This is a genomic window from Pseudomonas marginalis (assembly GCF_001645105.1).
Taxonomy (GTDB): Bacteria; Pseudomonadota; Gammaproteobacteria; order Pseudomonadales; family Pseudomonadaceae; genus Aquipseudomonas; species Aquipseudomonas petroselini.
This window is the reverse complement of sequence record NZ_LKEG01000044.1, coordinates 26,223-41,755: the sequence shown is the minus strand read 5'-3', so window position 1 is coordinate 41,755 and position 15,533 is coordinate 26,223. Positions and strand designations below refer to the sequence as shown.

14 protein-coding genes are annotated in these 15,533 nt (G+C 59.1%); 3 read left to right on the top strand and 11 right to left on the bottom strand.

The genetic code is table 11. The features are described from left to right. Positions 1-53 precede the first annotated feature (53 nt). The 3 genes from rpoD to rpsU all read right to left on the bottom strand — a co-directional run bounded on the left by rpoD (position 54) and on the right by rpsU (position 4,599). On the bottom strand, positions 54-1,904 hold the full coding sequence (rpoD, locus tag AO064_RS18385) for an RNA polymerase sigma factor RpoD (protein WP_015886188.1): 1,851 nt from the start codon (positions 1,902-1,904) through the stop codon (positions 54-56). 67 nt (positions 1,905-1,971) lie between these two features. Continuing rightward, a complete protein-coding gene (gene dnaG / locus AO064_RS18380; protein WP_064054228.1) occupies positions 1,972-3,942 on the bottom strand; it encodes a DNA primase in 1,971 nt (656 codons plus the stop codon). Positions 3,943-4,383: 441 nt separating this feature from the next. Next, positions 4,384-4,599 (bottom strand): 30S ribosomal protein S21, encoded by a 216-nt coding sequence (gene rpsU, locus AO064_RS30370; RefSeq protein WP_002551877.1) that lies wholly within the window; start codon positions 4,597-4,599, stop codon positions 4,384-4,386. A gap of 202 nt (positions 4,600-4,801) precedes the next feature. On the opposite strand from rpsU, the gene tsaD reads away from it, so the two are divergent. After that, the gene (tsaD, locus tag AO064_RS18370; protein ID WP_064054227.1) at positions 4,802-5,827 is read left to right on the top strand and encodes a tRNA (adenosine(37)-N6)-threonylcarbamoyltransferase complex transferase subunit TsaD; all 1,026 of its coding nucleotides are present in this window, start codon (positions 4,802-4,804) and stop codon (positions 5,825-5,827) included. 33 nt (positions 5,828-5,860) lie between these two features. Here tsaD and plsY read toward each other — a convergent pair whose 3' ends face one another. Then, positions 5,861-6,430: a glycerol-3-phosphate 1-O-acyltransferase PlsY gene (plsY, locus tag AO064_RS18365; protein ID WP_015886184.1), complete on the bottom strand. Its 570-nt coding sequence runs from the start codon at positions 6,428-6,430 to the stop codon at positions 5,861-5,863. A gap of 74 nt (positions 6,431-6,504) precedes the next feature. On the opposite strand from plsY, the gene folB reads away from it, so the two are divergent. Continuing rightward, positions 6,505-6,858 carry a dihydroneopterin aldolase gene (folB, locus tag AO064_RS18360; RefSeq protein ID WP_015886183.1) on the top strand — a complete coding sequence of 118 codons (354 nt, stop codon included), beginning with the start codon at positions 6,505-6,507 and terminating at the stop codon, positions 6,856-6,858. Then, a complete protein-coding gene (gene folK / locus AO064_RS18355) occupies positions 6,849-7,367 on the top strand; it encodes a 2-amino-4-hydroxy-6-hydroxymethyldihydropteridine diphosphokinase (RefSeq protein ID WP_064054226.1) in 519 nt (172 codons plus the stop codon). Before folB ends, folK begins: the two co-directional genes overlap by 10 nt. 55 nt (positions 7,368-7,422) lie before the next feature. Here the strand turns inward: folK and AO064_RS18350 are convergent, their stop codons facing one another. From AO064_RS18350 to apaG, 7 genes are all read right to left on the bottom strand, one after another. Then, positions 7,423-8,652, bottom strand: a complete 1,230-nt coding sequence (locus tag AO064_RS18350) for a multifunctional CCA addition/repair protein (RefSeq protein ID WP_046035014.1) — start codon at positions 8,650-8,652, stop codon at positions 7,423-7,425. 63 nt (positions 8,653-8,715) lie between these two features. After that, positions 8,716-10,281, bottom strand: coding sequence for a SpoVR family protein (locus AO064_RS18345; protein ID WP_015886180.1), 1,566 nt, complete (start codon positions 10,279-10,281; stop codon positions 8,716-8,718). Continuing rightward, positions 10,278-11,549, bottom strand: a complete 1,272-nt coding sequence (locus AO064_RS18340) for a YeaH/YhbH family protein (RefSeq protein ID WP_015886179.1) — start codon at positions 11,547-11,549, stop codon at positions 10,278-10,280. Before AO064_RS18340 ends, AO064_RS18345 begins: the two co-directional genes overlap by 4 nt. 113 nt (positions 11,550-11,662) lie before the next feature. Then, positions 11,663-13,585, bottom strand: coding sequence for a PrkA family serine protein kinase (locus AO064_RS18335; protein ID WP_003194732.1), 1,923 nt, complete (start codon positions 13,583-13,585; stop codon positions 11,663-11,665). 284 nt (positions 13,586-13,869) lie between these two features. Further along, the gene (gene glpE, locus AO064_RS18330; RefSeq protein WP_064054225.1) at positions 13,870-14,199 is read right to left on the bottom strand and encodes a thiosulfate sulfurtransferase GlpE; all 330 of its coding nucleotides are present in this window, start codon (positions 14,197-14,199) and stop codon (positions 13,870-13,872) included. Between the two features lie 9 nt (positions 14,200-14,208). Next, the gene (locus AO064_RS18325) at positions 14,209-15,060 is read right to left on the bottom strand and encodes a symmetrical bis(5'-nucleosyl)-tetraphosphatase (RefSeq protein WP_064054224.1); all 852 of its coding nucleotides are present in this window, start codon (positions 15,058-15,060) and stop codon (positions 14,209-14,211) included. After that, on the bottom strand, positions 15,060-15,440 hold the full coding sequence (gene apaG / locus AO064_RS18320) for a Co2+/Mg2+ efflux protein ApaG (RefSeq protein WP_015886176.1): 381 nt from the start codon (positions 15,438-15,440) through the stop codon (positions 15,060-15,062). The genes AO064_RS18325 and apaG overlap by 1 nt, the downstream gene beginning before the upstream one ends. Positions 15,441-15,533 lie beyond the last annotated feature (93 nt).

Below are 15,533 nucleotides of genomic sequence, written 5' to 3'. Positions count from 1 at the left end.
GGGATTTTATCTGTAGAAAGCAAAACCCCCGGCCTGGGCCGGGGGTTCTGGTATCACTCGTCGAGGAAGGAGCGCAGATGCTCGCTTCGCGTCGGGTGGCGCAACTTGCGCAACGCCTTGGCTTCGATCTGACGGATCCGCTCACGGGTCACGTCAAACTGCTTACCGACTTCCTCAAGGGTGTGGTCGGTATTCATGTCGATGCCGAAACGCATGCGCAGTACCTTGGCTTCACGGGCAGTGAGGCCGGACAGTACGTCGCGAGTCGCTTCTTTAAGGCTCTCAACGGTGGCGACATCGATTGGCGACTGCATGGTCGAGTCTTCGATGAAGTCACCCAGGTGGGAGTCTTCGTCATCACCAATCGGGGTTTCCATGGAGATCGGCTCTTTAGCGATCTTCAATACCTTGCGGATCTTATCCTCTGGCATTTCCATGCGTTCGCCCAGCTCTTCCGGGGTCGGTTCGCGACCCATTTCCTGCAACATCTGCCGGGAAATACGGTTGAGCTTGTTGATCGTCTCGATCATGTGCACCGGAATACGGATGGTGCGGGCCTGGTCGGCGATCGAGCGAGTGATCGCCTGACGAATCCACCAGGTGGCATATGTCGAGAACTTGTACCCGCGACGGTATTCGAACTTGTCCACAGCCTTCATCAAGCCGATGTTGCCTTCCTGGATCAGATCGAGGAATTGCAGGCCACGGTTGGTGTACTTCTTGGCAATGGAGATCACCAGACGCAAGTTCGCTTCGACCATCTCTTTCTTCGCGCGGCGGGCCTTGGCCTCACCGATCGACATGCGACGGTTGATGTCCTTGATCTCGGCAATCGTCAGACCGGTTTCGGTCTCGAGCGCGGTGAGCTTCTGCTGGCAGCGAATGATGTCCGGCTGCAGGCGACCAATGGCTTCGGCGTATTTCGCCTTGCCCTTGGCCAGTGCGTCGGTCCAGCTTTCGTCTACTTCGTTGCCAGGGAATTGGCGCAGGAAGTCGGTACGCGGCATGCGCGCATCACGGACACAGAGCTGCATGATCGCACGCTCTTGTGCACGCAAACGCTCCAGGGCACTGCGAACACGCTCAACCAGGCCTTCGAATTGCTTCGGTACCAGCTTGATTGGCATGAACAGCTCAGCCAGCGCCAGCAGCTCGGCAATTGCCTGCTTATTGGAGCGACCGTGCTTTTTCAGGGCCTTGCGGGTGATTTCCATTTGATCGGAAACCGCACCGAAACGCTGTGCAGCGATGACCGGGTCTGGACCGCTTTCGACTTCATCTTCATCGTCGCCGCTGGCTTCAGCGTCGTCGTCTTCGGTGTCGTCGTCGGCTTTCGCAGCCTTGGCGTCCACAGGCGGCGGCACTTCGGCGGCAGGCGGCGCAATGCCGTCGTCCGGGTCGATGTAGCCACTCAGCACGTCGGACAGGCGGCCACCTTCGGTGGTGACGCGGGTGTACTCGGAGAGAATGTGGTCAACCGTGCCGGGGAAGTGCGCGATTGCGCCCATCACTTCACGGATACCCTCTTCGATACGCTTGGCGATTTCAATTTCGCCTTCGCGTGTCAGCAGCTCGACGGTACCCATTTCACGCATATACATGCGCACAGGGTCGGTGGTACGACCGATATCGGTCTCCACAGCAGCCAGCGCGGCAGCAGCTTCTTCAGCGGCAGCCTCGTCGGTATCGGCGTCCGCCAGCATAAGGGAATCCTTATCTGGCGCAGCTTCGAATACGTTGATCCCCATGTCGTTAATCATGCGGATGATGTCTTCCACCTGCTCTGGATCTGAAATATCCTCAGGCAGGTGGTCGTTGACCTCCGCGTAAGTCAGGTAACCCTGCTCACGACCGAGAACGATCAACTCTTTGATACGAGACTGCTGTTGCGCTTTTCCGGACATAACACCCTATCCACTGAAGGTCTTGGCGGGCAAAAAACAAGCCGAGGATTATACCCGAGCTATGACCTCACACGCCAGCTGAGGTCGGGTTTGATGCGGAAACATTCTGTTTTAAGAGGTCACGCATCTGTTTTGCTATCTGAATTTTCTCTTCAGCCGATAAATCCGGCTGCCTGGCTCGCTTTATGAGCTCATCGAGGGTCTGCGTGTGCTGACCCGCGGATAACCTAGTAATGGTGTCTAAAAACTGTTGTTCAAGGTTATCGCCGTCAATTAGCCACTCCTTTTCTGCGAGTGCTTTCAACAATCGGCCTTGTTCGGTGCCATGCCAGCGAGCCATCAACTGAATTGAGTTTAGCTTAGGATTTTTCTGGACTGCCTCGATCAAGGCGATCAGGACCTGGGCGTACGTATTGCTCGCGTTGGCAAAGTGATCGGCGCTTTCAACCTTTTCCGCCAATTGCGGGTGATGGATGAGCGTGCGCAGGGCAATCAGCGTCGGCGCTTCTACGGCAACCGGGGTGCGTGGGGCATAGGCTTCATCGTTGTCACCGCGCTTGCCGTTCTTGCTCCAGGGTTTCTTGTCCCATTTCTTGCCGCCGGCGCCGGGCTTTTTCGGTGTCCACGCTTGCTGGGGCGTGTAGGCCTCCTGCGGTTGGTGGAAGTCGGAATAGTCCGGCATGGCGTCATAATCCATGCCTGGGTCGTAGGCGGGCGGGGCGTCCTGCGGCGCACTGTGCACCAGCTGGCTGACGGCCTCGCCACTCAATCCGGTGATTTCCAGCAAGCGCTGGCGCATCAGCGTACGCAGGTTGGCACCCGGTACTTTGTCGATCAGCGGTGCGGCGAGCGTGGCCATGTGGGCCTTGCCTTCGAGGGAGCGCGGGTCGGCTTCTTCGGTCAGTTGCTGGAAGAAATAGTCCGCCAGCGGCTGTGCGTGTTGATTGATGCGCGCGCGGAACGCATCGGTGCCTTCGGAGCGCACCAGGGTATCCGGGTCTTCGCCTTCAGGCAGGAACAGAAAGCGTGCGCGCCGCCCGTCCTGCAGGCTCGACAGCGTTGCTTCAAGTGCGCGCCAGGCGGCGTTGCGGCCCGCCTGGTCGCCGTCGAAACAGAACAGCACGCTGGGCACTACGCGGAACAGGCGCTTCAAGTGTTCTTCGCTGGTGGCCGTGCCGAGGGTGGCCACGGCATTGCGCAGGCCCTGTTGGGCGAGCGCGATCACGTCCATATAGCCCTCAACCACAATGATCTCATCGAGGTTGCGGTTGTTCTTGCGTGCTTCGAACAGGCCGTAGAGTTCCTGACCTTTGTGGAACACCGGGGTTTCCGGGGAGTTCAGGTACTTGGGCTTGTCGTCTCCCAGTACCCGGCCACCAAAGGCGATGATGCGGCCTCGGCTGTCGCGGATCGGGAACATCACGCGATCGCGGAAGCGGTCATAGCGTTTGCCCGTCTCGGCGTTTTCCACCAGCAGGCCTGCGTCGATCATGGCCTTTTGCTGGAGGGTGTCGCTGCTCAGGTGTTTGTACAGGTTGTCCCACCCGGGAGGGGCGAAACCGAGGCCGAAGTCGCGGGCGATTTCACCGGTGAGGCCGCGGCCCTTGAGATAGTCGACGGCGGCCTTGCGCTGCGGATGGCTTTTAAGCGCCTGACGGTAAAAGTCGGCAGCGGCGGTCAGCAGCGGGTACAGCGGCGAATCGGTGGGTTGTCGCGGTTTGTGTGGGCGACCACTTTCTTCGCGGGGGATCTCCATGCCGGCGGCTTTGGCCAGGTCCTCTATAGCCTGGGGGAAGTCCAGGTTGTCGTGGTCCATGAGAAAGCCGAGGGCATTACCGCCCGCGCCGCAACCGAAGCAGTAGTAGAACTGTTTGTCGGGGCTGACGCTGAACGACGGGGTCTTTTCTTTGTGGAACGGGCAGCAGGCGGTGTAGTTCTTGCCGGCTTTTTTCAGTTGCACGCGCGAGCTGACAACATCGACGATGTCGGTGCGGTTCAGGAGGTCGTCAATAAAGCTCTGGGGAATCAGCCCGGCCATGGCGTTCTCGTCGTCACTGCGTGTAAATGAGGGCCCGTGAAGAGCTCAAGCGCACAGGTTGAGTGGCTCGACCATTATCGTCTGCTTGGGCTGCATGGAAGTGTATCTGCCGAACATTCACTGACGTTAATTTCTATTCAGTCTTTGGCATGGAAATGTTACCCGGGCATCCGGTATTGGCCAACGGCGGGCCTCGGAGCTCGATGGGCGCAGTCGACCGATTTGATCGCCTGTTTACAGAATGAGTGTGCTCGTCAGTAGCCTTGTTAGGCTCGTCAGAAGAGACGTGCACCGCTGGCAAAAGAGCCAGTCCTGACGTGTGAAGCGGTTGTCTCGGTCGCATGTGCGGCGTCGACAGTGAAGCATCAAGCGATATCCGCAAATGCCAATAGCCCGGCTGAGGGCCGGGCTTGGCAGAAGCTTGCTACGAACGTCTGTGTATTAGTACAGACGAACGGCGCGGCGCTGTTCGCGCTGAACTTTCTTGGCGTGACGCTTAACAGCGGCTGCTGCTTTACGCTTACGCTCAGAAGTAGGCTTCTCGTAAAATTCGCGGCTACGAACTTCAGCCAGTACACCGGCTTTTTCGCAGGAGCGCTTGAAACGACGCAGAGCTACGTCGAAGGGTTCGTTCTCTTTAACTTTGACGGCTGGCATCCAGAGCTACCTTCTTTCATTACCGGGATCAACGTTCTCGTCGCAAAAAATTCGCGGCTGAGGTCGTCGGTTTTTAAGGGTTGCGGATGTTAACCCCTCATTGCCCGGAATGCAAAGCCTCTGATCGAAAACCGCTAGTCGGGAGGGGGAGTGGCGACTATTATGCGCGCCTTCGAATTCAGCCTCTACAAGGCGCAAACCCATGCTAGTACTGGGACTTGAAACCTCCTGCGACGAAACCGGTGTCGCACTTTACGACAGTGAACGCGGGCTCTTGGCCGATGCGCTGTTCAGTCAGATCGACCTGCACCGCGCCTATGGCGGCGTGGTGCCGGAGCTGGCCAGCCGTGATCACGTCAAACGCATGCTGCCCCTGATTCGTCAGGTGCTGGATGAAGCCGGCTGCGTGCCGACCGAGATCGACGCCATTGCCTACACCGCGGGCCCCGGATTAGTCGGAGCCCTGCTGGTTGGGGCCTCTTGCGCCCAGGCGCTCGCGTTCGCCTGGGGCATTCCGGCGCTCGGCGTGCACCATATGGAAGGCCATTTATTGGCGCCCATGCTGGAAAAAACACCGCCGCAGTTCCCGTTCGTCGCTTTGTTGGTTTCGGGCGGCCATACGCAGTTGGTTCAGGTGGATGGCATCGGCCAATACACCCTTTTGGGGGAGTCGATGGATGACGCCGCCGGCGAAGCTTTCGACAAGACCGCGAAGATGATGGGCCTCAATTATCCCGGTGGTCCGGAAATCGCCCGCCTCGCCGAAAAAGGTGTTGCCGGCCGCTACACCTTCCCGCGTCCGATGTGTGATCGACCAGGCCTGATGTTCAGCTTCAGCGGTCTGAAAACCTCCGCGCTGAACACCTGGCAGCAAAGCGTCAGCGCTGGGGACGACAGCGAGCAAGCCCGTTGCGACATCGCCCTGGCGTTCCAGCAGGCCGTGGTGGAGACTTTGACCATCAAGTGCAAGCGTGCCTTGAAACAGGCGGGCATGAAGCGCCTGGTGATCGCAGGCGGCGTCAGCGCCAACAAGGCCTTGCGCACCTCGCTGGAAAAAATGCTCGGCGACATGAAAGGCGATGTGTTCTACGCACGACCGGAGTTCTGCACCGACAATGGCGCGATGATCGCCTATGCCGGTTGCCAGCGCCTGCAGGCCGGGCAGCATGAAAGCCTGGCGATCAGCGTGCAGGCGCGCTGGCCGATGGAGCAGTTGTCGCCGTTGTAACACCATAACGTGAGCCGGGCTCAGCGAACGTATTTAAAAATGCCGTTCGCGCCCGGCAAACAGGTCGCGTAAATTGCCTCGGTGGCGCCAGACGATCAGCAGTGTCAGCACGCTCATCGGTACCAGCGCCGCCGGTTCCTGCCAGGCCAATAGCGGCAGGGTGAGCGGGGTGGCGATCAGCGCGGCAAGTGAACTGGTGCGGGTCAGGTAGAACGCCAGCAGCCAGGCGAGCACGGCCAGCAACGCCGCTGGTGGGTAGATCCCCAGTAACATGCCGGCTGCCGTGGCGACGCCTTTGCCACCGCGAAAGCGGAAGTACAGTGGAAACAAATGGCCCAGGACGGCACATACACCGATCCAGGCCTGTTGTTGCAGGGTAAGGCCGGCGAGGCTGGCGATCAGCACGGGCAACAAGCCCTTGCACATGTCGCCCAGCAGGGTCAGTACGGCGAGCTTCTTACCGGCCAGGCGCAACATATTGGTGGCGCCGGCATTGCCTGAGCCACTCATTCGCGGGTCGGGATTTCCCGTCAGGCGGCTGAGCAAAATGGCGAAGGACAGCGAGCCGAGCAGGTAGGCGAGAATCGCCAGTAACCAAAACATGCTAACTATTCCGGGCGAGGACGCCCTGATTCTAACGGGGCATCGCGCCCTTGTCGTGCAGCGGAGAAGAGTGCTTGGACAGAGTGTTTATCGAAGGCCTGGAAGTCGACACCGTCATCGGGGCCTACGACTGGGAGCGCGGAATCCGCCAATGCCTGCGCCTGGACCTGAGCTTCGCCTGGGATAACCGCCCGGCCGCTGCCGGTGACGACCTGACCCTGGCGCTGGATTACGCCAGTGTATCCGCGCGTATCCAGGCGTTTGCCGAGCAGTCCCAGTACCAATTGGTGGAGACCTTCGCTGAACGCCTGGCCGAGGTGCTCATGAGTGAATTCCAGATTCCCTGGTTGCACCTCAAGTTGACCAAGCCGGGGGCCGTGCCGGCTGCCAAGGGCGTGGGTGTGGAGATCGAGCGCGGATGTCGCTAACTCAGGTTTATCTTGGCCTAGGCAGTAATATCGAGCGCGAGTCCCATCTACGCGCCGGCCTTGATGCGCTGGCGGTTTTTTTGACCGATATGCGCTGCTCGGCGGTGTTCGAAAGCCAGCCGGTGGGCATCAAGAGCGGGCCTTTCTTCAACTTGGTGGTGTCGGCCTATACCGACCTGCCGTTGATGGAGCTGGATCGCCGGTTGAAATTCATCGAAGCCGATAATGGTCGCTATGCGCCGGACCGTAAGGGCTTGCCGCTGGATATCGACGTGCTGCTGTATGGCGAGCTGGTGGGTAATTTCGAGGGCCTGGTCCTGCCCCGTGCAGAGATCCTGAAGAACGCCTTTGTGCTGTGGCCGCTGTCGTTGATGGCGCCCGATCGCGTGCACCCTGAGGTGGGCAAGACCCTGGCCGAACTGTGGCGCGATGCGCAGATTGACCAGGTGTTGGCACCCGTCGGGTTTGAATGGCGGGGCCAGCAACTCACGCCAGGCACGCTCTTGTAGGCGCCGAGCGTCCTGTGGCGAGGGAGCAAGCTCCCTCGCCACGGGTGGGCAGCGTCTAGAGAATGGGCTGTTCTTTGTAGGCCTTCAACGCCTTAAGCCTTTCGCGCTTCAGCGCCTCACCCAGTTCCGGGCCTTTGTAGCCCTTCTCCAGCAAGGGCGCGACGGCCACTTCGCGGGCTGCCTTCGCAGCCCCACGCAAATAATCCGCCTGTGGATAAATGCGTTGCTCCAGGCCCTTGCGGCCGCGGGCGTCCATCTCGCAGGCGATCACAAACTCTTCAAAGCGCTGCGGCCGACGGTACACGTCAAAACTCTGCAGCAACTCCAGCAATGTCGAGGCTTTCAGCTCAAGCGCCCGATGGCCGTGAGTGTGGTATTGGCCCACCAGCAACGCAAGTTCCTGACAATCCCTTGGCACTTTGAAGCGCTCATTGACGGCCTTGATCAGCTTCAAGCCCCGATGTTCATGGGCAATATGCTGCGGCAACTTATCCACAGGCGTCGTGCCCTTGCCCAGGTCGTGGAGCAGGCAAGCCCAGCGCACAGTCAGTGGCTGTTTGTGCAAGGCCGCCTGTTCCAACACGCTCAAGGTGTGCACGCCGGTGTCGATTTCCGGGTGGTGGGCTTCGGGCTGCGGTACGCCGAACAGTGCATCGACCTCAGGCATCAACGTTTTCAACGCAGCGCAGTCGCGCAGTACCTGGATAAATACCTGCGGCTGGTCTTCCATCAATGCCCGAGAGATTTCTTTCCAGCTGCGCTCCGGTGTCAGGGCTTCCAGTTCACCGGACTCGCTGAGTTGACGCATCAGTTCCAGGGTCTCGGGCGCGACGGTAAAACCCAGGTGCGCGTAACGCGCAGCAAAGCGCGCGACTCGCAGTACCCGTAGAGGATCTTCGGCGAATGCCGGGGAAACATGGCGCAAAATGCGCGCTTCAAGGTCGCGCAGGCCGTGATAGGGGTCAGTCAAGTTGCCGTCATCGTCTTCCGCCATCGCGTTGATGGTCAGGTCGCGACGGATCAGGTCTTCTTCCAGCGTAACCTCTGGGCTGGCATGAAACACAAAGCCGCCGTAACCCCGGCCGCTCTTGCGTTCGGTGCGGGCCAGCGCGTATTCATCGCCATTTTTTGGGTCCAGGAATACCGGGAAGTCTGCACCCACAGGTTTGAAGCCTTTGGCCAGCATCTCTTCTGTGGTTGCACCCACGACGACGCGGTCGATGTCGGTGACCTTGATGCCCAGCAAGCGGTCGCGTACGGCACCGCCGACTTTGTAGATTTTCATGAAAAAGCCTCCATTAGCGTCACAGGATACCGCCTGTGCCTGGCCAATGGAGGCTTTGCTGTTTCAGAGATGAACGACGGCGAGGTCCAGGCGCCCGTAGTCGTTATCGTTATGATCGCTGCGCGGTGGCACGTGATGGGTTTTCATCACCTGATCGCCTTGCAGGGTTTCCAGGTGGATGTCGAACCCCCACAGCCGATGCAGGTGCTTGAGCACTTCCTCGGTGGATTCGCCGAGAGGTTTGCGGTCGTGTTGCTGATGGCGCAGGGTCAACGAACGGTCGCCACGCACATCGATGCTGTAGATCTGCACATTAGGCTCGCGATTGCCCAGGTTGTACTGCGCCGCCAAGGTTTCGCGGATGGTGCGGTAGCCGGGTTCATCATGGATGGCCGGTACCAGCAGGTCATCCTTGAGGTCGTCATCGAGGATGCTGAACAGCTTCAGGTCACGAATCACTTGGGGTGACAGGTACTGCAGGATAAAACTCTCGTCCTTGAAGCTGCTCATGGCGAACTTGATGGTAGACAGCCAGTCGCTGCCGGCGATTTCGGGGAACCAGCGGCGGTCCTCCTCGGTTGGGTGTTCGCACATGCGTCGGATATCGCGGTACATGGCGAAGCCCAGCGCGTAAGGGTTGATGCCGTTGTAGTAAGGGCTGTCGAAGCCTGGCTGGAAGACCACGCTGGTATGGGAGGTGAGAAACTCCATCATGAAACCGTCAGTGACCAGGCCTTCGTCGTACAGGTCGTTCATCAAGGTGTAGTGCCAGAACGTCGCCCATCCTTCGTTCATCACCTGGGTCTGACGCTGTGGATAAAAATACTGGGCGATCTTGCGCACAATGCGCACGATTTCGCGCTGCCACGGTTCCAGCAACGGTGCGTGCTTTTCCAGGAAATAGAGGATGTTTTCCTGAGGTTCGGAGGGGAAACGTGCATTGTCCTTGTCGCTGTTCTTGCCGGCGCGTTTGGGAATGGTGCGCCACAAGTCGTTGATCTGTTTCTGCAGGTGCTCTTCGCGCTCTTTCTGGCGCAGACGTTCTTCTTCGGCGGAAATCGGGTAGGGGCGTTTGTAACGGTCGACTCCGTAGTTCATCAGGGCATGGCAGGAGTCGAGCAGGTCTTCCACCGCATCGATGCCGTGGCGTTCCTCGCACTGCATGATGTACTGCTTGGCAAACACCAGGTAATCGATGATCGAACTGGCATCGGTCCATGTGCGGAACAGGTAATTACCCTTGAAGAAGCTGTTGTGCCCGTAGCATGCGTGGGCCACCACCAGCGCTTGCATGCAGATGGTGTTCTCTTCCATCAGGTAGGCGATGCAGGGGTCGGAGTTGATCACGATCTCGTAGGCCAAACCCATCTGGCCACGACTGTAGGACTTTTCGGTGCTGAGGAAGTGTTTGCCGTAGGACCAATGGTGATAACCCAGGGGCATGCCGACGGAGGCATAGGCATCCATCATCTGTTCGGCGGTGATCACTTCGATCTGGTTGGGGTAGGTGTCCAGGGCATAACCCGCCGCAATGCGGCTGATTTCCCGGTCATAGGCCTGGATCAGTTCAAAGGTCCACTCAGACCCCGTGGAAATGGGTTGGCGCTTTTGCTCTTTTTTGGCGGTCATGTCACTAACCTGCGCTGGAAGAGTTCACGGAAGACCGGGTAGATATCGCCGGCCGAGACCAGTTGCTGCTGGGCGAAGGTGTCGGCAAAGGCTTCGCCGATGCGTTCATATTCGAACCACAGGGCCTGGTGCTCACGGGGGGTGATTTCAACGTAAGTGTAGTACTGCACGAACGGCATGATCTGGTTGATCAGGATGTCGCGGCAGATAGGCGAGTCGTCGTTCCAGTTGTCGCCGTCCGAGGCTTGGGCGGCGTAGATATTCCACTCGTTGGCCGGGTAGCGCTCGGCCATGATCTCCTGCATCAACTTCAACGCGCTGGAGACGATGGTGCCGCCGGTTTCCCGCGAGTAGAAGAACTCTTCTTCGTCTACTTCCCGGGCGCTGGTGTGGTGGCGAATGAACACCACATCGATCTTGTCGTAGTTCCGCTTGAGAAACAGGTACAGCAGGATAAAGAAGCGCTTGGCGATGTCCTTGGTGGCCTGGGTCATGGAGCCGGAAACGTCCATCAGGCAGAACATCACCGCCTTGGAACTGGGATTGGGTTGTTTGACCAGCAGGTTGTATTTCAAGTCAAAGGTGTCGAGAAATGGCACACGATGAATGCGTGCGCTGAGTTTCTCTATTTCCGCCTCTATTTCTTGAATATCGCCGAAGTTGTCCGGCTCTTCACGTTTCAAACGCGCCAACTCTTCCTTGGCATCCCTCAGTTTGGCGCGGCTGCTGCCCGACAGGGCGATACGCCGGGCATGGGCCGAGCGCAGGGTGCGGATGATGTTGATGCGTGACGGGTTGCCCTCGTTACTGATCCCGGCGCGGACGGTCTTGAAGGTGTCGGTGCCGGTCAGGTTGCGCTTGACCAGGTTGGGCAACTCCAGGTCCTCGAACATGAACTCGAGGAATTCTTCCTGGGTGATCTGGAACACGAACTCATCCATGCCTTCGCCGGAATTACCCGCCTTGCCGGGGCCCTTGCCGCCGCCACCGCCTTGGGGGCGCTGGATATGTTCGCCGGTGGTGAACTCCTTGTTGCCGGGGTGCACGACGGTCTGTTTACCGCCCCGGCCGTGGTGCAGCACCGGTTCGTCGATGTCCCGTCCAGGAATGCTGATTTGTTCGCCATGCTCCATGTCGGTGATAGAGCGGCGGCTGACGGCCTCTTCAACGGCCTTTTTGATGTGGTCACGGTAACGCCGCAGGAAACGCTGGCGGTTTACCGTGCTCTTATTCTTGCCATTGAGGCGTCGGTCGATCACATAGCTCATGGGGAGCCCTCCGGGCAGCTTCACGTTACAAGCTTCAAGCAGCGAGCTGGAAGCTTAGAGACAAGCGGTCGGCTGCCAGGCCAGAAGCCCGGCAGCACACGCCTGTCGCTGCCTTACTGCGATTTGCGAACCCGCAGGTACCACTCGGAGAGCAGCCGTACCTGTTTGTCGGTGTAGCCGCGCTCGACCATTCGTGTGACGAAGTCGTTGTGCTTTTGCTGATCCTCCTTGCTGGCCTTGGCGTTGAAGCTGATGACCGGCAGCAGGTCCTCGGTGTTGGAGAACATTTTCTTCTCGATGACCACCCGCAGCTTCTCGTAGCTGAGCCAGGTCGGGTTCTTGCCGTTGTTGTTGGCCCGTGCGCGCAGCACGAAGTTGACGATTTCGTTGCGGAAATCTTTCGGATTGCTGATGCCGGCTGGTTTTTCGATTTTCTCCAGTTCTTCGTTAAGGGCCACGCGATTGAGGATCTCACCGGTTTCCGGATCCCGGTATTCCTGGTCCTGGATCCAGAAGTCGGCGTACAGCACGTAGCGGTCGAAGATGTTCTGGCCGTATTCGCTGTAGGACTCCAGGTACGCGGTCTGGATTTCCTTGCCGATGAACTCGATGTAGCGCGGCGCCAGGTATTCCTTGAGGAAGCGCAGGTAGCGCTCGCGGGTTTCTGCCTGGAATTGCTCCTGTTCGATCTGCTGTTCCAGCACGTAGAGCAGATGTACCGGGTTGGCGGCGATCTCGTGGGGGTCGAAGTTGAAGACCTTGGACAGGATCTTGAACGCAAAGCGCGTCGACAGGCCGTTCATGCCCTCATCCACACCCGCCGTGTCGCGGTATTCCTGGATCGACTTGGCCTTGGGGTCGGTGTCCTTGAGGTTTTCGCCGTCGTACACACGCATCTTCGAGTAGATGTTCGAGTTTTCCGGCTCCTTGAGGCGTGACAGCACGGTGAACTGGGCGAGCATCTTCAGGGTGTCGGGTGCGCAGTGGGCCTTGGCCAGCGAGCTGTTGAACAGCAGTTTGTCGTAAATCTTGATCTCATCGCTGACCCGCAGGCAGTACGGCACCTTGACGATATAGATCCGGTCGATGAAGGCTTCGTTGTTCTTGTTGTTGCGGAAGGTGTGCCATTCCGATTCGTTGGAGTGGGCCAACAGGATCCCGGTGAACGGAATCGCGCCCAGGCCTTCGGTACTGTTGTAGTTGCCTTCCTGAGTCGCGGTGAGCAGGGGGTGCAGCACCTTGATCGGTGCCTTGAACATCTCCACGAACTCCATCAGGCCCTGGTTGGCCCGGCACAGTGCGCCCGAGTAGCTGTAGGCATCGGCGTCGTTCTGCGGGAATTCCTCGAGTTTGCGAATATCGACCTTACCCACCAGCGCCGATATGTCCTGGTTGTTCTCGTCGCCCGGCTCGGTCTTGGCCACGCCGATCTGGTTGAGGATCGACGGGTAGAGTTTCACCACGCGGAACTGGCTGATGTCACCGCCGAACTCGGCCAGGCGCTTGGTGGCCCAGGGCGACATGATGGTGTTGAGGTAGCGCCGTGGGATGCCGAAGTCTTCTTCGAGGATCGCGCCATCTTCCGTGGCGTTGAACAAGCCCAGGGGCGACTCGAAGACCGGTGAGCCCTTGATGGCGTAGAAGGGCACCTTCTCGATCAGTTGTTTGAGTTTTTCGGCCAGGGACGATTTACCGCCGCCGACGGGGCCGAGCAGGTAGAGGATCTGTTTCTTCTCTTCCAGGCCTTGGGCGGCATGGCGGAAGTAGGAGACGATCTGGTCAATGCATTCTTCCATTCCGTGGAAGTCTTCAAAGGCCGGGTAGCGGCGGATCACCTTGTTGGAGAATATTCGCGACAGCCGCGAATTGTTGGCGGTTTCCACCAGCTCCGGCTCGCCAATCGCCAAGAGCAGGCGTTCGGCGGCAGATGCGTAGGTGCTACGGTCTTGTTTGCACAGCTCGAGATACTCTTGCAGCGTGAGTTCTTCCTGCTGTGTGGACGCGAAGCGTTGTTGGAAGTGGCTAAAGATACTCATGACGTCGTCACCTCGCTCGATACGTGGAGCCGACGCCGGATCAATCAGTCGATGCTGGCAGACATTGGCGAACACCAATGGCCGTTTTCCCCCCAAACACCCTGAAACGCTACCGATGACCCGCACGCCGGTGTACCGGCTCTCCCCTGATTCGGATGGCCTGCGCTTAAGGATAGTTCGGAATCGGAGAGGTCAAGGCGCGATACGTAATTAGTTTGGCTGCGCCGTTCGTCAGAAACGGCGCTAGCCCAAGCGTCACGCGGGGTAGCGGGGTGTGAAAAAAATTATTGCGAATTGCCTGAAGAAATTTCCGCAGGATAAGTCGTACGCCAAAGCTCAAAGCCACCGTCCAGGCTATAGACATCGGAGAAACCCTGGCTGACCAGGTAGGCCGCCGCGCTCTGACTGGAATTGCCGTGGTAGCACGCCACGATCACGGGGGCGTCAAGGTCGGCGGCGCGGATGAAGTCGGCGATGTTGACGTTGTCCACGTGCTGGGCACCGGTGATGTGGCCGGCCGCATACGTCGGCTGGTCACGGATGTCGACCACCACGGCACCTTGCGCGCGCAGGGCCTGGGCGTGTTCGGGAGGGATACGTTTGAATTCGCTCATGGCGGGCTCCTATGGCTTGGCCGTAGCCGGCAGTGTAACGGGAAGGGGAGATTCGCACTGGCAGCTATAACGCTCGCCGGTGTCGATATTCATCAGGGTCATGGCGCCGCCCCACACGCAACCGGTGTCGAGGGCGAAGACGCCGGGCTCATCGCACTTGCCTTCAAGCGCTGCCCAATGACCAAAAACGATCTTGGTGTCACGGGTCTTGCGCTCTTTGTGAGCAAACCACGGTTTGTAACCCGGCAGCGCGGTGTCGGCGCCTTCTTTGCTCTTGAGGTCCAGTTTGCCTTCAGCGGTGCAGAAGCGCATGCGGGTGAAATAGTTGGTGATCACTCGTAGGCGGGCGACGCCGGTCAGGTCGTTGTCCCACTTGACGGGATCATTGCCGTACATGCCGTCGAGATAGGCGGTGTACAGGTTGTCATCGGCCAGTGCGCTTTCGACTTCAGCGGCACACTTGAGGGCTTTCTTCAGTGTCCACTGGGGCGGGATGCCAGCATGGACCAGGGCCATGTTGCGGCCTTCGTCGTAATGCATGATTTTTTGCCGGCGCAGCCAGTCGAGCAGCTCGGCGCGATCCGGCGCTTCGAGGATTTCCCGCAGGGTGTCGCCCTTTTTCAGGCGCTCGATCGTGTTGCCGGCCGCCAGCAGGTGCAGGTCGTGGTTGCCCAGCACGCACACCAGGGAGTCACGCAGGCTATATAAGTAGCGCAGGGTTTCCAGGGACTCAGGGCCCCGGTTGACCACATCACCCACCAGCCACAGTCGATCCTTTGCCGGGTCGAAGGCTACGCGATCAAGCAGGCACTTGAGGGGCTCCAGACAACCTTGCAGGTCGCCGACCGCATAGGTCGCCATCAGTGCAGGGCTCCCGGCACCGCGAGGCGGAAGGGCGCAATGATGGCGTCGAACAATTTACCGTCAGTGGCTTTCATCTGATACGAACCCTGCATGGTGCCGACTTTGGAGGTCATCACTGTGCCGCTGCTGTAGGTGTGGCTGGCGCCTATGTCGATCAGCGGCTGCTGGCCTACCACGCCCGCGCCGCGCACTTCTTCGACCTGGCCGTCACCGTCGGTGATGACCCAGTGGCGTGACAGCAACTTGGCCGGCACCAGCCCGTTGTTTTTCACCGTGATGGTGTAGGCAAAGGCGAAGCGGTTCTGTTCGGGTTGCGATTGGTCCGCGAGGAAGCGGGTGACGACGCTGACGTCGATCTGGTAGCGAGGATCGGACATGCAAGAGGCCTTAAAAGCAAAAGCGGAGGACAGCAGATGCGGGTCAGTCTAGGCCAAGAAGCGGGCACTAGGCCAGACATGCTGTCCGGCCCA